The organism is Niabella sp. (genome assembly GCF_030150205.1).
In the GTDB taxonomy this organism is placed as follows: Bacteria; Bacteroidota; Bacteroidia; order Chitinophagales; family Chitinophagaceae; genus Niabella.
In genome coordinates, this window is the sequence record NZ_JASLGT010000024.1 from 95191 (window position 1) to 114592 (window position 19402).

At 44.5% G+C, this 19402-nt stretch carries 13 protein-coding genes; 9 read left to right on the plus strand and 4 right to left on the minus strand.

Annotated features, from left to right (window positions below):
• Positions 1–667 precede the first annotated feature (667 nt).
• Entirely contained in the window at positions 668–1117 is a 450-nt protein-coding gene (locus Q1V85_RS17125; protein ID WP_300601747.1) for a hypothetical protein, read from the minus strand.
• 408 nt (positions 1118–1525) lie between these two features.
• Between Q1V85_RS17125 and Q1V85_RS17130 the strand changes: the two genes are divergently transcribed.
• The 5 genes from Q1V85_RS17130 (at position 1526) to Q1V85_RS17150 (ending at position 6485) form a co-directional block, all read left to right on the plus strand.
• Positions 1526–2665 (plus strand): cystathionine gamma-synthase, encoded by a 1140-nt coding sequence (locus tag Q1V85_RS17130; RefSeq protein WP_300601749.1) that lies wholly within the window; start codon positions 1526–1528, stop codon positions 2663–2665.
• Between the two features lie 297 nt (positions 2666–2962).
• Positions 2963–4237, plus strand: coding sequence for a Fic family protein (locus Q1V85_RS17135; RefSeq protein ID WP_300601750.1), 1275 nt, complete (start codon positions 2963–2965; stop codon positions 4235–4237).
• Positions 4238–4246: 9 nt separating this feature from the next.
• Positions 4247–4870 (plus strand): Uma2 family endonuclease, encoded by a 624-nt coding sequence (locus Q1V85_RS17140; protein ID WP_300601751.1) that lies wholly within the window; start codon positions 4247–4249, stop codon positions 4868–4870.
• Complete coding sequence (locus tag Q1V85_RS17145) at positions 4867–5655, plus strand: TIGR02757 family protein (RefSeq protein WP_300601753.1); 789 nt, start codon at positions 4867–4869, stop codon at positions 5653–5655. The genes Q1V85_RS17140 and Q1V85_RS17145 overlap by 4 nt, the downstream gene beginning before the upstream one ends.
• A 128-nt stretch (positions 5656–5783) precedes the next feature.
• Positions 5784–6485 (plus strand): SIMPL domain-containing protein, encoded by a 702-nt coding sequence (locus Q1V85_RS17150; RefSeq protein ID WP_300601754.1) that lies wholly within the window; start codon positions 5784–5786, stop codon positions 6483–6485.
• Positions 6486–6532: 47 nt separating this feature from the next.
• On the opposite strand, the gene Q1V85_RS17155 is transcribed toward Q1V85_RS17150, so the two are convergent.
• Together Q1V85_RS17155 and Q1V85_RS17160 are read right to left on the minus strand one after the other, a co-directional pair.
• Entirely contained in the window at positions 6533–7876 is a 1344-nt protein-coding gene (locus tag Q1V85_RS17155; RefSeq protein WP_300601755.1) for an HlyD family efflux transporter periplasmic adaptor subunit, read from the minus strand.
• A gap of 114 nt (positions 7877–7990) precedes the next feature.
• On the minus strand, positions 7991–10243 hold the full coding sequence (locus Q1V85_RS17160; RefSeq protein ID WP_300601756.1) for a peptidase domain-containing ABC transporter: 2253 nt from the start codon (positions 10241–10243) through the stop codon (positions 7991–7993).
• A gap of 165 nt (positions 10244–10408) precedes the next feature.
• Here Q1V85_RS17160 and Q1V85_RS17165 point away from each other — a divergent pair, with 165 nt between their 5' ends.
• The 4 genes from Q1V85_RS17165 to Q1V85_RS17180 all read left to right on the plus strand — a co-directional run bounded on the left by Q1V85_RS17165 (position 10409) and on the right by Q1V85_RS17180 (position 16550).
• Positions 10409–12097 (plus strand): vitamin K epoxide reductase family protein, encoded by a 1689-nt coding sequence (locus Q1V85_RS17165; RefSeq protein ID WP_300601758.1) that lies wholly within the window; start codon positions 10409–10411, stop codon positions 12095–12097.
• A 9-nt stretch (positions 12098–12106) separates the two neighbouring features.
• Positions 12107–12439, plus strand: coding sequence for a hypothetical protein (locus Q1V85_RS17170; protein ID WP_300601759.1), 333 nt, complete (start codon positions 12107–12109; stop codon positions 12437–12439).
• 268 nt (positions 12440–12707) lie between these two features.
• Positions 12708–15134: a hypothetical protein gene (locus tag Q1V85_RS17175; protein ID WP_300601760.1), complete on the plus strand. Its 2427-nt coding sequence runs from the start codon at positions 12708–12710 to the stop codon at positions 15132–15134.
• Positions 15135–15224: 90 nt separating this feature from the next.
• Complete coding sequence (locus Q1V85_RS17180) at positions 15225–16550, plus strand: hypothetical protein (RefSeq protein ID WP_300601761.1); 1326 nt, start codon at positions 15225–15227, stop codon at positions 16548–16550.
• A 46-nt stretch (positions 16551–16596) separates the two neighbouring features.
• On the opposite strand, the gene Q1V85_RS17185 is transcribed toward Q1V85_RS17180, so the two are convergent.
• Entirely contained in the window at positions 16597–19341 is a 2745-nt protein-coding gene (locus tag Q1V85_RS17185; protein ID WP_300601762.1) for a TonB-dependent receptor, read from the minus strand.
• Positions 19342–19402: the final 61 nt, after the last annotated feature.

A 19402-nucleotide genomic window follows, 5' to 3' on the forward strand; every position in this document is an offset into this window, starting at 1 on the left:
GGGTGAATGGTTGTTTTTCACGGATGAAAAAAAACGCCGGATGTTCACCGACACGCGTTCAGCTCCTCGTAGCCAAAGACCATGCTCATGCCGTCATTATACCGGTCTGTGACAGATTGCTGATTTGATAGCCGGATCAGGAAGGCGGAGTTATCTTTTTATTACATAAAACATTTCCCGGGCGAAAACAAATTGCTCTATGCTTCAATGCGATGATCCCTTCTGCTGTAGTTGCCGGTGTATATCCTGAAATATACAGAGCGTTTCTTTGTCTTAATAACAAAAGTTATTGAAGTCTCCGGTATTGAAACCGGATATCAGGATGATTCTATATTTCTAATTTAATAAAGCCACAACACCACAATGCGCTGTCACGTTTCAGCATAGCTATCATAGCAGATGTATCCAGCCGATGTAGTATCAAAAATCAATTTACAGGGTGTTGTTATTATTATGCAGAATACGCGCAGCATCTATTTCCCAAACAGCTCTTCCCGAATATGGGAGCAAGTTGCCAATGAATGTGTATATGCGGGATTGCACAGTGCCGTATAACGGAACCGGTGCAGGGCAAGCGGCACGAAGCCTTTATATAAAAAAAAAGGGAGAGAACAAGAATGTTCCACTCCGTATTATACATGAGAAATGTCTGAGTTGTGAAGAGGGATTAAATATCGCCCCTCTTATATTTTGCTGTTTGCATAACGCCTCCCTCATTATCAGCTGTAACATTATAAATGCTCCGGCTATCGCGTATTACAATGAAATAATTGACGCCTTCACTATTGGTTACTTCAGTAACACCATATATTTCCTTGCCATCATATTTCTTTTTAATCTTATACAGAATATTTGAAGGCAGGTTATTTTCTTTATAGTAGCGAATGGTACGCACCAGGGTTCCGTTGTTGTCGATTACCGCGCGGGTAGATACAGAGCCCGACCGGAAGCTGGCTTCGTTATACTCCGCCGTTGTATTCCACTGTACATCCCTTGCGTTAGAGAATACGTCTTTAAATGTTTTTAATACTTTTTCGTTCACAGTAGGATTTACAGTAACAGCAGCCATTGCGTTTAATCCCAGGGAAAGCGCGGCAGTAAGAATAAAGAGTTTCATTTTTAAAAATTTTATACCTCAGGGAGAGGCGGTTTAAGTTCTTTTATTGGTTTGTTTAGTCAAAAGTAGATCGGGTTGTACCTTCTGTCAAGCGGTATGTGGCAGAATACCAAAGAAAAGGGGTGAATGGCGGATTTCTCCGGGTAAAACCTCCAATTTTCTCGTGACCGTAGCTCATTTTTGACTTTTTTCGATCCCTGCCGGAATCATTTAAACGCGTTTCTATATATAAGTCGCAACAACTGATCAGATGTTACAGCCGGCAGGTAAAAAAAATGTTAAGTCTTTCTTAATTAGGCAGGACGCCTATTTACGAACGTTCCGTAGTTTTGCGTACCGGTCAGCAATCTCCTCCTATGGTTTCACCCGCTGCAATGCCTACCTTTGTTTCCCATAATAAGATCAACTATGAAGCTGAATACAAAGATCATTCATGCAGGTGTGCAACCGGACCCTTCCACAGGTGCCATTATGACCCCTATTTTTCAAACGTCCACATTTGTACAATCTGGTCCCAATCAACACCAGGGATACGATTATTCAAGAGCAGGAAATCCTACACGTACAGCATTGGAGCAATCGCTGGCAGCACTGGAAAATGCGCAGCACGCACTTGCCTTCAGCAGCGGGGTTGCTGCTACCGAAAGCGTAATCAAGCTTTTGAAGCCCGGGGATGAGGTGATTGCCGCTAACGACATGTATGGTGGTACGTACCGGTTGTTTTCAAAGATCTGGGAAGATTTCGGCATTAAATTTATTTATACTGATACGACGCAGACGGAGCTGGTAGCCCGTGCAGTAACCAGCCACACAAAGCTGATCTGGATCGAAACACCTACCAATCCGCTGATGAACATTACGGATATTGCCGCTGTGGCGGAAATTGCAAAAAAAGCCGGTGCCCTGCTCTGCGTTGATAATACCTTCGCTTCTCCTTATCTGCAAAATCCCATCGACCTGGGAGCCGATATTGTGATGCATTCGGCTACAAAATACCTGGGCGGACACAGCGATGTGGTGATGGGGGCCCTGATGTTTAATGGCGACGCTCTTCGGGAACGCTTATTCTTTATCCAGAAAAGCAGCGGGGCCGTACCCGGACCGATGGATTGTTTCCTGGTGCTTCGTGGTATTAAAACCCTGCATGTCCGGTTACAGCGTCACTGTGAAAATGGAAGAAAGATAGCAGCATTCCTGGCCACCCACGAAAAAGTAAAAAAAGTATACTGGTGCGGTTTTGAAGATCAGCCAGGCTATGCGATTGCAAAAAAGCAGATGCGCGACTTTGGAGGAATGATGAGCTTTGAATTGAAAGACGACTCCATGGAAGCTGCTACAGGCGTACTAACCGCTACAAAAGTATTTGCCCTGGCAGAGAGCCTGGGTGGTGTAGAATCGCTGATTAACCACCCTGCTACGATGACGCATGCTTCTATTCCCCGCGAAGAACGTATTAAAAACGGCTTGAGTGATTCCCTGATCCGTTTGAGCGTGGGTATTGAAGATGCAGACGATCTGATCGAAGATCTGCGGCAGGCCATCGGCTAACCGCAGGGTGCAATCGGCTTCACTAAAATCATTGAATACATTGATGACTGCATCCAACGTGATCAAATGCGCGTTGGATGCAGTTTTTTTTGCGCCGCGATCCGGATATATTAAACGAAGATGCCGGTGCTCGATGATCTTGTTTGCGCATACAAAAACCGCAGCGAAGATGGTAGTTCTCACCCGGTTCAATAAGCCGAGGCCGGGTATTAATTTTTCCTTCAGATCCTCTAAAATTGATATTCTCTCCTGCAAACCAACTATCTTGCAGCCAATTGGTCAATTAAAGATCATTTTATGAACAGGGAATTACCGGAAGCAGAACAAACAGCGCTATTGCAAACCATCCTTCAGATCAATAACAGCTACCTCGATTGGGAAAAAGTACAGCATATGTCCCTGAAGCCGGACACCCTTTCCAATATAGAAATATGGGAAGCTGCACGGCAGGCCCGTAACCAGGGTTTTACCCGCAACCTGGCTGTTTACAATACCGTTTTTACCTGGTCGGTCTCCAATGATATGGAAGCCGTTCTGCACGACCTGGATGTGCACCTGGCAGGAGGTAAGGATTTTGCCGCAGTCATGGATCAAAAAAACGATCACCGTTACCTGGTCAATGCACTGCTGGATGAAGCAATGGCATCTGCACAGCTTGCCGGGTATCCCGCCACAAAAAAAATGGTGAAAGAGCTGTTGTTAAAAAAGAAAACAACGGTCAATGAAACGGAACAGGTGGTGGTAAATATTTACCGGTGTCTGCAAAAAATTAAGGAATGGGAACAAACACCCATTTCCGGCGAAAAGTTACTGGAACTGCACCAGCTGCTTACAAAGGATACCATCAAACTCAAGGGCATCGGCCGTTACCGCACCAATAATAAATACGATGTTTCCAGTATAGAAGATGCGCCCTCTTATAAAGCGATCGACGCAAAAGAGATCCGGCCGTGGATGCAGTGGCTGGAGTCTTTTATAAATGACGACAAAAAGCCGTTCTATATTCATCCGGTGATCAAGGCCTGCATGATTGCCTATTTTGTTACGTATATCCGTCCCTTCAAAGACGGCAACGGGCGCATGGCAAGACTGCTGTTGTATTGGTACCTGCTCCGGAAAGGCTACTGGGCCTTACAGTATACCGCCGTTTCCAACATTACCGTTAAACTAAAAGCCCAATATCAAAAGTCCTTTTTGCAGGTACAGGCAAATGCAGATATGGGCTATTTTATTCATTTTACGATGCAGGCGCTGCGTATGGCCGACCGGTCCTTGAAAGAAAGCCTGCAGCGTACGAATAAAGAAAAAGAAAGCAATCCTTTTGTAAAAATCGATGGGTTGAATATCCGGCAGGCAGCTGCGCTCCAATGGATAAAAGAAGAGCCGGAAAAGATCGTTACCATCCGTGAGCTGCGGTCTGGCTTTGGTGTGTCGAAAGAAACCGCGCGTACCGACCTTACAGCATTAACCGAAAACGGCTGGTTAAAGTTTTATCATCTGAATAAGAAAACATATGCCTTTGTAAAAGGCGATGGTTTTGACGGGTTACTGCAGGAAAAACTAAATCAGTAACTTTGCCGTATGGGCATTGGGAAATTAAATCCAGGCATCATCAGCGATATCCGTCAGTTAGACCCGGATAGGCGCTACTCTTACGCAGACTACCTGAAATGGCAGTTTGACGAATATGTAGAACTTATAAAGGGAACGCCGTTTCAAAAAATGTCGCCGCCCCCCGGGCGCGAGCATCAGCGGATTGTTGGTGATATCTACAGGGAAATCAGCATATACCTGAAGAACAAGCCCTGTGAGGTTTACCCGGCGCCCTTTGATGTACGGTTTCCCTCGCCGGATGCGGCAACGGATGAAAAAACCTTTACCGTAGTACAACCGGATATCAGCGTGATCTGTGATCCGTCAAAACTGGATGACCGCGGGTGCGTGGGTGCTCCGGACCTGATCGTTGAAGTGGTATCCCGTGGTACGGCCATACGCGACTGGAATTTCAAATACAATCTTTACCAGGAAATGAAGGTAAAGGAATACTGGATCATTGAACCGGTAGACCGGTCTGTTACCGTATTTGTATTAACCAACGAACATAAATATCTTCAAACGGCGGTATATGCGGAAGAAACAACGATCCCGGTATCCATATGGCCTGGCTTTTTTATAAAATGGAGCGATATTTTTAATAACCGATGATTGAAAGATCACTAAGCGCCTTTCTTAATAAAAAGGCGGATGCCTACGAACAACCGGATTTTATTGCAGATGACCCGATCGCTATTCCGCATCTGTTCACTGTTTCACAGGACATCGAAATTGCCGGTTTTTTCGCCGCAATACTGGCCTGGGGCAATCGTAAAAGCATCATCAATTCCTGTAAGCGTTTATTGCAGTTAATGGACCAGGTTCCTTATGATTTTATCATGAACTTTGAAGAGGCCGACCTCAAACCTTTTGTGCATTTTGTGCACCGCACGTTTAATGCAACGGACCTGTTTCATTTCTTTGACTACCTGCAGTATCACTATAAAACCCGGAAGCAGGAGTCTTTGCAAACCGCTTTCAGTGATCATCTAAATACTTCGGATCTTACAGTGGAACCAGCCCTGATTGGTTTCCGCCGGTCTTTTTTTGATGGCAAAATTTTTCCGCATTTCCCCGTGCGCACTCAAAAACATATTGCCACTCCAGAACGCAAGTCTGCCTGTAAACGGCTGAATATGTATTTACGCTGGATGGTACGCAGCAATAAAAGAGGTGTGGATTTTGGGTTATGGAAAAAGATCCGCCCGGCGCAGCTGGTATGCCCGCTGGACCTGCACGTGGCGCGCGTGGCCCGTCATTTTAACCTGCTGCACCGGCCCAATAACGACTGGCAGGCCGCCCTGGAATTATCGGAACAGTTACGGCAGCTGGATCCGGAAGACCCGGTGAAATATGACTTTGCACTGTTTGGGCTGGGCGTTATTGAAAAATTCTGATTGATCGGTATCAACTTAGTTGCCAAAAGAACGTTAAAGGAAAAAACACTTTATGTAACGCAAAAACATGCTGCATCATTAAAGCGATTACAACCTTATTCATTGAATGATCATTAAAAAGTAAAAACATGAAAAAATTATTCGCATTCGCATTATTGTCAATGGTTGCCCTGGGAACCGTAAGTGCACAAACCGTTGACCTGAGAAGAAAGATCACCGTAAGTGGTACCGCCGAAACAGAGATCACACCGGATATCATTTATGTAAGTATTTCGCTAAAGGAATATTTCGAAAACGGCAACAATAAAAAAAGAGTGGATATTTCAACTTTGGAGAATCAATTATTTGCTGCCGTGCAAAAAGCCGGCTTCTCCAAAGAGCATTTAACCATCAGTAACCTGAATAGCTGGGCCAATACCACCGGTAAGAAAAAGAATCCCGATTTCTTAGCCAGCCGTCAGTATCTTTTAAAAGTAAGCGATCTGAACAAACTGGATCAGATCCTGAGCGGAGTTGATTCCAAAGGCATTCAAAGCACCGGTATTCAGAGCTATGATTATTCCAAAATGGAAGAGCTGAAAAAAGAGCTGAAAGTAAAAGCACTGAAAGCGGCAAAAGAAAAAGCCACTTATATGGTGGAAGCCCTGGGTGGAACACTGGGAAATGTACTGGAAATACAGGATGGTGGCGATAGTCCGATGCAACCCGTAATGTACCGGAACTATGCGATGAAAGCAGAAGCTGCGGATATGGCCGGAGGCGATGCCGACCTGGATTTTAAAAAGATCAAGCTGAGCTTTACTGTAAATACGGTTTTTGAAATCAAATAGGGTTTAAAAAATTGTCCATAAAGGCCAGCGCTGTTATACGCTGGTCTTTATTTATTTACAGAGCTCGTTTTTACTATAGAATAATAAAGTCGCTCTAATAGGCGCATATTCTTTGTAATAATCAGCACGCGGGCTTTCAATCCGCTCTTATATGGAATGATTTTATTTTGGTTGGTGGTTAACCCTCTATCCAAACGCACTGTTCCCAAAAAAACACTATCCACTGCTATACCAGATACATAGTTGAGCGTGCCGGGTACAAAGCCGGTTTCTTGATAGGGGTAGGCATCAAAACGCAGTTGTACCTTCATACCAGTATCCACCTTTCCAAAATTACTCTGCGACAATTTTATTTCTGTGTAGTACTTACTGTCCGACGGATTTACGTAACCCAGTACTTTCCCAGCCTGGAGGTACTGGTTCTGCTGCAATGGCAGCGCAAATACTACGGTCCCCTCTGCAGGTGCCTGTAGGGTATGCTGCCGCAACCAGTCATCCACATTGCTTTTCAGTGTTTGTAAGGCCTGCTCAAAAGTTTGCTGCTGCTGCAGGATATCATGACTCAGCTGATCTATTTCTTTTTGCTTATCTCGTATCTGACTTTGCTGGGAAATAATGCTTATCTCCATTTGTGGGTCATTCTTTTGCTTGTTCAAAAGTGCGCTTTGGGCCTGGCGGTATTCCTCTGCTGAAATCACTTTTTCCTTAAAGAGTTTTTCGTTCATTTCAAAAGTAGTGCGCGCGAGTTCATTATCTTTTATCGTAAGCTCTTTTTGTTGTGCTACTTTTTCTCCCATGTTTTGAAGTGAAGCAATATCACTGTGTAGCAACTCTTTTTTCCGGAAATAAAAGCCGTTCACCAGGTAATCGTTGTACTGTTGCAAGGCGGCAACAAAAGTTTGATACCCTGCCTGCAATTCCCCCAGGTTATCAAAACGTTTATTGAACAACCCGACAATAGAACCGGATTGTCCTTCGCCCAACATTTTTATACCGCTATCAAGCCTCGCTGAAAGCGCAACCACTTCTTTTGTATCCGCATTAGACTCCAGCCACCCCAGTATTTCGCCCTGTTTTACCTGCTGGTTTTTTTTTACGAATAAAGCGGTCAATTTCCCCGTCTGCTTTGATACAATTTCCTTAGGAGCATTCTGACCCGTAAGTACCGCACCCGCTTCAATAATATCCGGGTATTGAATAAACCAGGTGCCCGCTGTGAGCGACAATAACAGAACCAGAAAAATGATCAATGCCCATTTTTCCCAAAAATCCGGCCTGCGGCTGATGATCTCCTGGGCAATATCTGAACGCTCCCGAAAATTCTTAGCGATGGTTATCTCTTTTAGATATTCATCGGATAACTCCTGCTCTGTTGCCATGCTTTTACTCATAATATGCCCTATGTATGTCTAAAATAAAATGTTGCTTTTGGAAGAATACCATAGAAACATAGAAAACCCCGCTCACAAATTCTGCTCCGCATATTGGGTTGCCTTTATTTCCGGTTAACCCGCACCCAGCTCCAGCTGGTTTTTTACCAGTTCATAATATTTGCCCTTTAAATCAGAAAGTTCCTGGTGCGTACCTTCTTCAACAATCTTACCACGGTCCAGCACTACGATCTTATCTGCATTTTTTACCGTACTCAGGCGATGTGCCACCACCACTACCGTTCTTCCTTTAAAAAACCGGTTCAGGTTCTCAATGATTTCTTTTTCATTATTGGCATCGAGAGAATTGGTTGCTTCATCAAAAAACAAATAAGAAGGGTTTTTATATACGGCCCGGGCGATTAGGATCCGTTGCCGCTGTCCCTGGCTGACGCCGGTCCCCTCCGCTCCAAGCTTTGTATAATAACCATTGGGCAAGCTCTCAATAAAAGTATGAATGTTGGCGATACGGCAACTTTGAATCAACCGGTTATAATCGATCTCCTCATCGCTCACTGCAATGTTCCGGGCAATGGTATCATTAAAGATGTAGCCATCCTGCAATACGGCTCCACATTCGCTGCGCCAATAGGGATGACTCAAAAAAGCAAATTTTATTCCCTCTTTACTATTCAGGACAGACGAGCCCACCCTTATATCCCCTTCATATTGCTCATATATCTTTAATAGCAATTTGACCAGGGTTGTTTTTCCGCTGCCGCTTACACCCACAATAGCGGTAACCTTGTTTTCAGGAATAACCAAGTCTATATGTTCCAAAACCGGATCATTACCTGCGCCGGGATATGTAAAAGAAAGGTTGCTGATAGCAATGGTTTTATTTTCCGGCAGCTGGCCGATATAACTTTTTTGGAGGTCTTCTTCATCGTCCAGCTGATGGATCTCGTTCAACCGCTCCATGCTGATCTTAGCATCCTGGAAGCTTTGCACAAACCCTACCCACTGCTGAATGGGACCACTGAGCTGCCCGATCACATATTGTACCGCCAGCATAGCTCCGAAAGTTAGTTTACCATCAATGACCAGTTTAGCCACCATAAAACTGATGACAATTCCCTGCAAACTGCTGATAAAAGTAGCACCTGCGGATTGTACCTGGCTATAGTTCAGGTTTTTAAACCCCAGCTTAAATACATTGGCCTGTATGTTTTCCCATTCCCAGCGCTTTTGTTTTTCGGCATTGTTCAGGCGAATTTCCTGCATGCCCTGGATCATCTGCAAGGTGGCATTGTTTTCTTTGGCAGAAAGGTGAAATCGCTCATAATTCAGTTTCCTCCGGATCCTTAGAAATAATTGCACCCACACAAAATAAATAATACTGCCAATGCAAAACACAAAGAAGAGCTCCACGCTATAGATCATCAACACAATAGCATAAATAATAAAATTGAAAAAAGAAAAAATAGTTGACAATGCGGTGCTTAAAAGAAAGCCCTGTATCTTTCCATGATCACCGATGCGCTGTAAGGTATCACCGGTATGGTGCATATCAAAATACGAAACAGGTAAGCGCGTAAGTTTTATCCAAAAATCGGATAATATCTGTATATTGAGGATGTTGGAAATGCGTAGCATAATGCGGCTTCGGATAAATCCAACAATGGTCTGGCTAAAGGAAAGCACGGTCTGAGCGATCAATACCATTACCACATATTGCAGGTTCTGGGCATTAATGCCCACATCTACCACACTTTGGGTAAGAAAGGGAAAAATAAGCGTCAACAAAGAGGTAATTACAAAAGCCATAAACACCTGGACCAGTTGCCACTTGGCTGACAATAAATATTTTGAAACCAGCGACCAGCTTAGTTTATGTTCTTTTTCACCTTCAGATTCGTAAAATACAGGGGTAGGCTCCAATAATAAAGCGACGCCGGTATTATTGCCCTCTTCATCTTTTGCAGCAGCCCAGTGTTTCAAAAATTCTGCGGTTGTATAAGTTATAAACCCCTTCCCCGGATCAGCAACCATAACGCTGCGCCGTTTTATATCTGTCAATACAACAAAATGATTATGCTCCCAGTGCAGGATAGCCGGCAGTGGCACCTCGTGCAACTGTTTTAAGGTCAGCTTTACTCCGCGAGTTCTGAAACCTATCTTTTCAGCAGTATCGCTGATACCCAGCATAGAGACCCCAGCCTTACTAAAACCGGCCATCTGGCGCAGCGTATCAGCATTATAATGTTTTCCGTAGGAGCGGGCCACCATACGTAAGCAGGTAGGGCCACAGTCCATGGCGTTGAGCTGTTTATAGAAGGCAAAGCGTTTATCCAGTAGTTTCACAGCATCTGTTTTTGGTCGTTTCAAACCTACATATTTTTTTTCATTAGAAGTATTCTTAAATTCTTTTTTACGTACTTGAGATTTTTTTTTTTGATTCGTCCTTCTTATCTTTAAAAAAATAAAAATTTCAGAAGCCGCTTTTCAACCTGTATAACTTCAGAATTTTTATTTACCCTAAAACGATTGCCGATGTCTTTTTTAAACCGCTTGCTGCAACCGCTGCAATCCTGTGAAGATGCAACAGCTTATTTATTGAACCAATTGAACATCAAATTCACTCACACGCATTTACGCCAATCGCTTCTTGAACACCCTGATTATCCAAGCCTGGCTTCTATTGCAGATGTGCTGGGTGTGTCCTACAATGTAGCCTCCGCAGCCTTGAAGCTAAATCAAGATCAAATCTTATCGGAGCCGGAGATTTCTGTCCCATTTATGGCACATATAGAAAGTTCAAGAGGTGGAACTGCATTTGGTGTAGTTACAAAACTCGCCGAAAACGAAGTTGTGCTATATGATCCTGGCTCAAAAAAGCCAAGATCCCTATCTTTTGGCGGGTTTGATAAAATTTTTAAGGGAGTTATACTTGCCGTGGAGGTCGAAGAAAATGCCGAAGAGACGGAATTCAAAAGGCATCAACTGGAAGAAAAAAGAAAAAAGGCACTGCAATCCCTTCTCGCATTTGGCTTACCGACGCTGACCATTTTTATATGTCTAGTGCCGGTCATCACACTTCCCTTCAGTAATATAACAAACATAATAGCACCCGTTTTATTTATCCTGCTTACACTGGCGGGCTGTATCGTGGGCGTTCTATTGTTATGGCATGAAGTAGATCAATACAACCCTTTGCTGAGACGAATTTGTCAGGCGGGCAAAAAGGTAAATTGCGCCGCCATTCTCAACTCAAAAGCTGCAAAAATATTTGGTTTTAGCTGGAGTAGCATTGGTTTGACTTACTTCTCCGGAATGCTGATTGCATTACTTGTAGCCGGTATTACCAATGCATCCGTCTTACAACTATTGAGCTGCATAAACATACTGGCGTTGTCCTATGTTATTTTTTCCATTTATTATCAGTGGAAGGTAGTCAAACAGTGGTGCATGTTCTGTCTGCTGGTACAAGCAGTACTGTTGTTGCAGTTCGTAACAGCGCTGATGGGAGGTTTTCATACGTTGCAGCCTCTTCAGGAAATTCCACTGACAGCCTTGGGATCTGTCATTGCAGCATTCGGAACTGCTTTCACCGCGATATTCTTGTTGTTACCCGCCGTAGAGAAAGCAAAAGAAGCCCGGATAAAAACTATAGAACTGCAACGGATGAAGCATAATCCCCAGATATTTGAGGCACTCCTGGCAAAACAAAAGACTACAGCGCTCCCTGCTGCGCAACTGGGCATCACCATTGGCAACCCAAATGGATTGTTTAAATTAATAAAGGTATGCAATCCCTATTGCGGCCCCTGCGCCATGGCACATCCGGAACTGGAAGCGCTGGCCGAAAACAATGATGAGCTTTGCCTGCAGATCATTTTTACCGCCACCGAAGATGATAAAGATTATAGAAGAGCCCCAGTACGGCATTTACTGGCTATAGATGCTCAAAAAGATAGGGCACATACTCAAAAAGCCCTGGATGACTGGTACACTACCCTGAGTCAGGACTACTCTGCATTTGCAGGTAAATACCCATTAAACGGAGAATTAGAACAACAGGACATAAAAATAAAACAGATGCATGAATGGTGCGACGCGACTGGAATTTCGTATACGCCAACATTCTTTTTATGTACCAATACTAAAGAAGAGCATGCGCAGGTCTACGAGTTACCGGAAACGTATCGCATACCGGATCTGAACAATTTTTTAACTGCTTAATGTTTACTTATGGGCATTGCAAAATATATTAACCGTCTGAAGTACATTGACTATATGATCAAAAGAAAAGCCACCGGGAACCTGGAAACCTTTGCAAAAAAGAACAGGCTAAGCAAAAGCAGCCTGTCTGAAATACTGAGCGAAATGAAGGGAATGGGGTTCCCGATAAAGTATGACCGGGCGCGAAGTTCATATTATTATGAAGAAGAAGGAGAAATGATCAATAGTTTATTTATGAAATATGGGGAAATATTATCAAGAGAAGAAGTAAAAGTAATTTCACCGTCAGAAAAATTGTGCTTTTCCCCCGCTGCCATTTTTGAGATCTGCCGCGAGCAGTAATTATACTTGCTCATTCCGGATATACCGGAATGACTAATGGTAGGTTTGCATTGTTAATATTTTTTACCTAAACATTAAGTAATGAAGAAACTAAAATTGAATCTTGCTTCAGTTGGCGGTGTTGAGATTCTGACACGCGATCAACTGAAAAAACTACGCGGTGGACATGGGGATCCTGTTGACTGTACTGCTAGTGGTGCCTGTCCGGAAGGATATTATTGCCCGGAACCGCCGGCACCTGGATATACCATTTATTGTAGCCCGATAGGTGGAGGGTCCGGAAGCGGCACCGGTGGTTCCGGGGATCCTGGAGGATCTGGAGGGCTTCCAGGGATTGGAGGTGGAGCTACCTGTGGAAATCCGCATTACGGAAGCTGTCCGGGAGCAGCTGTATGCGTGCAAGGTACTACGGGCGCATATACTTGCGTTTAGGCAGCACTTATTAATAAAGCCTGTGTATTTTTTAACAGGCTTTATTCAAGTCACTTGGATTACAAAGATGCTTTTTATCATTACACGTAGCATTAAGCTGCAATATCTGCTGGCAGTGTGTTTGCTTGCATTCGCAACGGCGGCCAAAGCGCAGGAGTCTGCTGATGATGCAATACATTCGGCAATCAGAAGTTATCAACAGGCGCATCCCGGCAAATTATTGTATGTGGTTACGGATAAAGATTTTTATAAACCGGGGGAAACACTGTGGCTGGCGGGTTATTTATTAGACCGTTGGAAAATGGCAGATAGCCTGGCACCAGATGTGCTTTCGGTGGCTTTAAGAAAAGCTGCTGATTCTGCAATAGTACTGACCAAAAGTTTTATTATACAGAGCGGTGTTGCGGCTGGTAACTGCTACCTCCCGGATAGCTTGTCTGCAGGCGCCTATGAGTTTTTGGCATTTACTAACATGGTTAATAAGAACGGTGTTCCGCAACAGGTGTACCGCTCAAAAATCATGATCCTGGCTACCGGTAAAGACACTGTTTTGCCGGTGCATGAAGGGCCGGCGGGAGTTAGTGTCTCCATTGCTTTCTACCCGGAAGGGGGTGACCTGGTAAACGGGCTGGAATCGAGGGTTGGTGTGGAAATGAAGTCCGGAGGGCATCCATTCGCAGGAAAAGCTGTATTGCTATTAAACGGTGCACCAACGGATACGATCAGGACCAATCAATACGGCCTTGGTATATTCAGCCTGCTGCCCAGGGAAGGAGTTGAGTATTCGGTGAAACTGCTGAACAGCGAAACTTCCCGCTCTTATCCTCTACCTCCGGCATTAAAGCAGGGCGCCACAATCGAACTGGTAGACGGGGGAAGTGGGCGGTTGCTTCAGCTACGGGTACAGTCTTCATCAACGGCCATGTATAAGATCATTGCCCGGCACCTTTTAAGCAATGAGGTGGTAATATCGGCTCCGTTTAAAGTAAGGGCCGAACAGATGATCAACCTTGGGCTGGGTGATCAGTCTGCGGGGCTGATCAGTCTTACACTGACAGATGACATGGGCCGGCCGGTGGCGGAGCGATTATACTTTGGAAACAGAGGCCAGATCCCGGATTTGGATATTACAACCAATAAAGAGGTGTATAGCAGGAGGGATTCAGTACAGCTGACAATTTCCATGGCGGACAATGCTACGACCGTGAAAGGACTGGCTGCTGTTTCTGTAGTTCATTTAAGCAGGCTGGATACGCTATATAAAAAGAATATGGCAGCCTGGTTCTATCTGCGTCACTGGCTTGGTGAGGATGCCGCCCTGGAACTGTCAGGCACGCCGTCTGGTATGGATACCCTGCTGCTGGTGAAGGGGTGGCGGCGGTATACCTGGCAGAAGGCGATGGAACAGAGTAAAACAACAGATCCTGTAAGCTTCAGCAGGGCGCGCATTGTGGGCCAGGTGGTGGCCGTTGACGGCAAGGTTCGGGAGCCGGTAGCCCTGCTGATTAGCCGGGATTCCCTTCGCGGGTTACTTCAAACAGATCGGGGCGGTTTTTTTTACCCATCCGCCAAAGAAATTGTTGTTCCTGACGGGCGGTCATTAGTGATCAAACCGGTAAGCAGGGGAATGTCTTCTGGCGGTTATAAGGCGGCCGTTACCCTGCCCGCAAAAGAGTTACTGGCCAGGATACCAGCGCTCCGGGTACAAAATAGTGCAGATCCTTCCTGGCACAGGCAAACAGACGCACCGGAAGAGGATCTGTTAGCGGTGAAACAGCTGGCCGCTGTGGTTGTAAAATCGCGATCGTCGGCACTGATAGAAACCAGCCCTCCCGGCGGTAATGAATGTGGCGATTTTGTTTGCAGCTACGGTTTTTTGAATTGCCCGGTCCACGCGGCAAGTGACCCTGATAGCCGTCAGCCAATAACCGGCAAACGATATTTGATTGTTATCGGCAATCCGGCTGATTTTAAGTCAATGAGAGTGAGATACGAGGGATGCATTCTGGATGGCATTCGCCAGGAAGCGGTTTACACAGCCCGGCAGTTTTATGGTATGAACAAGGATCTGCTGACAGATAAAGATCAAAAGCAGATGCTCACAACGATTTACTGGAATCCTGTAATAAACACGAATGCTACCAAAGATAATCGCATTGAGTTTTATACAGGCGATCTTTTAGGGCGCTACCTGATTACCGTTCAGGGAAGAACGGCAACCGGAACGGTATTTTATACGGAGAAAATCATCCAGGTGAGATGAGGGGCAAGTGATTTTATTGTAATCGATTGTTAAAAAAAAGTCCAGATTCTGATTGCAGCATTAGCACCAATAACATTTTTAAATAGAACCATGCAAATTCCTTTTTCCACTTATATTATTAACCTTAAATCGCGTCCTGACCGGAAAAAAGCAGTGTTAAAAGAATTTAAAGGTAAAGATGAATTCAGGGTGACCGTTGTTGAAGCTATTTCCCACGAGATAGGCCTCATCGGCCTATGGCAGACAATGAAGCATATTTTGAAAGACCTCGTGCATCCCGAAGAAGAATATATATTGATTTGTCAGGATGATCATCAGTTTACCGAGCATTACTCATATGAACTTCTTAAAGAATGCATTACAGAAGCTGTAAACCTTGATGCTGATATTCTGTTAGGAGGTATTAGCTGGTTTCAAACCACTTATCAATCTTCTCAGCATTTATACTGGATCGAAAAATTCTCCGGCCTGCAGTTCGCTATTATTTTTAGAAAATTTTTTACTCCGCTTCTAAACCTTGGGCTTGATGATTTTAATGCAGGAGATTACAGGATATCTGCTTTTACAGATAAAAAATGGGTGATTCATCCTTATATCTCTATACAGCGGGATTATGGTTACTCCGACGTAACATCAAAAAACAATAAGCCTGAAATAGTAGAAAAGTTATTTATTCAGAGTGACAAAGTAATGCAGACTCTAAAGGGTGTTGCCAAGCATCTTAGAACCATTACTCCGCAGAACGGAACCGATCTGATTGATGTCGAAACCATTACCATACCTACATTTATCATCAACTTACCAGAGCGAAAAGACCGGCTTGCGCATATTCAACGGCAATTCCAATATCGAAAAGAGTTTGATATCACAATTGTAGCCGCAATAAAAGAGCCGGTAGGAGCACTAGGTTTATGGCAAACGATTAGGAATATTATAACCAAGGCAGTACAAAATGATGAAGACCTGGTTATTATATGTGAAGACGACCATATATTTACGGAGCACTACTCCAAAAATGATTTTATAAGATCTGTTCTGACTGCCCACCAATTGGGAGCAGATCTTTTAATAGGGGGGCCCTCCGGCGGCTTTGCGCATATCCTTCCGGTTGCGGATAACTTAGGTTGGATTGATGCTTTTTACGGTTGCCAGTTTATGGTTGTATATAAAAAGATGTTTCCCATAATTCTAAATGAGCCGTTTGATGTAACAGTAAAAGCCGATAATCTGCTATCCGAAATTGCCGTTAATAAATTATCGTTCCAGCCTTTTATTTCTGTGCAAAAGGATTTTGGGTACTCCGATGTCAATGATGACATTAGAGCATCCCGGCCTATCAACAGCATTTTTGATGCAGCACAAAAGCGATTTGAACGGGTGTTCAGTAACTTTTCCACTTACGGCGCAGGTTATTAAGATAGCAGGTTAAAAATTGCCAAATAACAGGTCTGCTTTTAAACTTCTACCAAAGCGACCATCCGCCGCCCACTTTCTTCTTGGCACCGGCCGGGCGCATGTTATAAGTAAAAGTAGCCAGGAAATATTGCCCCAGGATATTGCTGTACGTAGTGCGTACTGTATTCTGGTAAGGAATGATATCGGTATTCCGGGTCTGGTTCAGCAGGTCATTGGCATAGAGCCGCAACACCGCACGCTCATCTTTAAAGAATGTAAAGTTTACACCCGCATTCCACATAAACATTTTCCGGTATTGCGGATCTGCAAATGCATTATTATTCAGATAGCGCAACTCGGTATCAAAGATCACATGCCTTACATATCGTGCAACCAGTTCGGTACCCATTGTTTGATCAAAGCTGCGGGCCGGGGTAAACAGCGGATTGGTATTCTTTACACTCATATAAGAAAAAGAATAGGCCGGTCTTACTTCCAGTTTATCATCCCAGTTAAAACCCAGGTTGCTCCAGATATTACTGTTTAGCCGCTGTTGCGTGCTGGCGGCCTGGTTATAAAAGAACGGGCTGATCCGGTACTCGGTCCAGGTGCCTACATTCCAGGAAAAAGTAAAGCTGTTCTTATACTTGATGTCCTGGTTGAGTCCAAAATTAGCAGCCACCCGTTTGCTCCCGTTCGCATTTACAGGCTGTATGGTCTGGATGCCGCTTTTATCCACTGTTACGCTTTGTACCACGTCGTTATTGGCGATAAACGCTTCGCCCCAGCTCCATACATTCAAGTTGTTCTTCGGATTAAAGGTATTCAGATTAACAGAAACCAGGTTCATGATGGCCGGCAAAAGTGCGGTGTTTCCAAGACTAATGACATAAGGGTTGGTATTATTACGAACCGGGATCAGGTAATTATAATCCGGCAACTGCACATCCCTCGAAAAATTAACGGTTAATTTTTTATAAGTGATCTCCAGCTGGGGCAATACATTGCTCTGCTTCTGGATCAAGGGATCCGGAATGTAGGACACCCTGTTCTCAAATTGCTGGTATTGATAACGGAGGCCGGGAGTAATGGCAAGACCTTTGTATTTAAATTCCAGCCCGGTGCTCACCAGGTATTTATTACTGTTACGCAAGAACGCACTACTCAGGTCAGTGTTCCGCTGATCATATAAAACACCATTTCTATCAAAGGTAGCCACATTGTTTTTCAGGTTTTCATATTCATACCGCGTTCCTGCCCGCAGAAACCATTTCTTACCCAGGGGTTCGCGGTAGTTGGCTCCTGCATAAGCAAACCAGGTGGGAATGCGTTCTGCTCTTAACTGATTCGTAAGACTGTCAAATTTCCGGGGATATATATATTGGATCAGGGCATCCGTATAACTATCCGCTGCCTTCCGGTTCCATACAACGCCTTGCGCAAAAGAGATCCGGCGCCCGGTTTTGGTTCGCGATAAGCGGGTCAGCGAAAAATTCTCTCTCAGGATATTATTACGCGTATCGCCGTTAATGCCCACGTTTCCGTTGTTCAGATCACCTAACACATTGCTGGTGCCGCTTTGGTTATTCCGGCTTTGGTTGTTTTCATTGCCGATAATATAATTAGCCATTGCCGTGATGGTGGTAAGCGTATCTGGTTTTAAATTCATTCCAACACCAAATGTATGTGTGTTACCCCGGAGAACGGTGTTGTAAAGGGACTTGTTGGTAATGACGGTATCGCCGTTAAAGATCCGGGTGGTATTATCCGTTTCCACATCTGTATGTACCTGTCCAAAGTAATACTGCGCAAAAAAAGATTTTTTATTATTTGGTGAATGATTCAGATTAAAACCAAGGCCGTTACTGGCCGTAACGCCGCCCAGGCGCGACATACCACCAAAGTTGATGCCGTTAATAGAAATATTTGAACCAAAATTACTGTTGTTGCTACTGTTATTGCCCCCGCCCGAAACATCGCGGTTGCGTCGTAAACCGCCTGTTTGCATCAGGTCGTTCCATCCAAAACCCGGCCGGTTCAGGTTATTACTATACCCCAGCAGGCTAACCTGTAATGTATCGCGGAAGATGTTGGCAATAGCGCCCGCTTCAAACCGGCTACCATTAATACCGCCGCCACCGCCGGCATATGCTTTTCCGAACACGCCCTTTTTGACGCCTTTCTTAAACGTAAGGTTGATCACCTTCCCTACATTGTTCAGGTTATCATCCCCGTTTTCCAGCAGCTCATCTTTATCATCGGTTACCTGTATCTTATCAATTACATTTGAAGGCAGGTTCCGCGACGCCATTTTAGGGTCGCTGCCAAAAAAGTTCTTTCCATCTACAAAGATCCGGTTTACCCGTTTGCCGTTTACCATGATATTTCCCTGTTTATCTACCTGCACACCCGGCAGTTTCTTAAGCAGATCTTCTACCAACGCATTGGGTAAGGTTTTAAAGGCATTGGCATTAAACTCCACCGTATCTTTCCGGATCACCATAGGCGGCCGTTCCGAAACAACCAGTACTTCATCCAGGTTCTTGGCATCCGGCAACAATGCAATGGTACCCAGGTTAAGCGCCGGTACCGCAGCAGATAAACGGAACTCCTTACGATAAACGGTATAACCGGTAAAAGAAACAATAATACGGTAGGGCTGTTCCACTGCAAGACCAGGAATGCGAAAGGCTCCGTCTTCCCCGCTTAACCGGTAGGTGACCACAGAAGTATCCGATGCGTTAAACACCGTAACCGTAGCCATATACAGGGGCTTACCGGTAGTAGAGTCTACAAGTTTTCCTGAAATCACGTTTTGTGCATGAACATTCAATGCACAAAAAATCAAAAATATAAACAATGTAGCCCGGCCA

Coding starts and splice junctions, on each gene's coding strand:
- Q1V85_RS17125 (WP_300601747.1), bottom strand. CDS start 1,117: ATGAAACTCTTTATTCTTACTGCCGCGCTTTCCCTGGGATTAAACGCA.
- Q1V85_RS17130 (WP_300601749.1), top strand. CDS start 1,526: ATGAAGCTGAATACAAAGATCATTCATGCAGGTGTGCAACCGGACCCT.
- Q1V85_RS17135 (WP_300601750.1), top strand. CDS start 2,963: ATGAACAGGGAATTACCGGAAGCAGAACAAACAGCGCTATTGCAAACC.
- Q1V85_RS17140 (WP_300601751.1), top strand. CDS start 4,247: ATGGGCATTGGGAAATTAAATCCAGGCATCATCAGCGATATCCGTCAG.
- Q1V85_RS17145 (WP_300601753.1), top strand. CDS start 4,867: ATGATTGAAAGATCACTAAGCGCCTTTCTTAATAAAAAGGCGGATGCC.
- Q1V85_RS17150 (WP_300601754.1), top strand. CDS start 5,784: ATGAAAAAATTATTCGCATTCGCATTATTGTCAATGGTTGCCCTGGGA.
- Q1V85_RS17155 (WP_300601755.1), bottom strand. CDS start 7,876: ATGAGTAAAAGCATGGCAACAGAGCAGGAGTTATCCGATGAATATCTA.
- Q1V85_RS17165 (WP_300601758.1), top strand. CDS start 10,409: ATGTCTTTTTTAAACCGCTTGCTGCAACCGCTGCAATCCTGTGAAGAT.
- Q1V85_RS17170 (WP_300601759.1), top strand. CDS start 12,107: ATGGGCATTGCAAAATATATTAACCGTCTGAAGTACATTGACTATATG.
- Q1V85_RS17180 (WP_300601761.1), top strand. CDS start 15,225: ATGCAAATTCCTTTTTCCACTTATATTATTAACCTTAAATCGCGTCCT.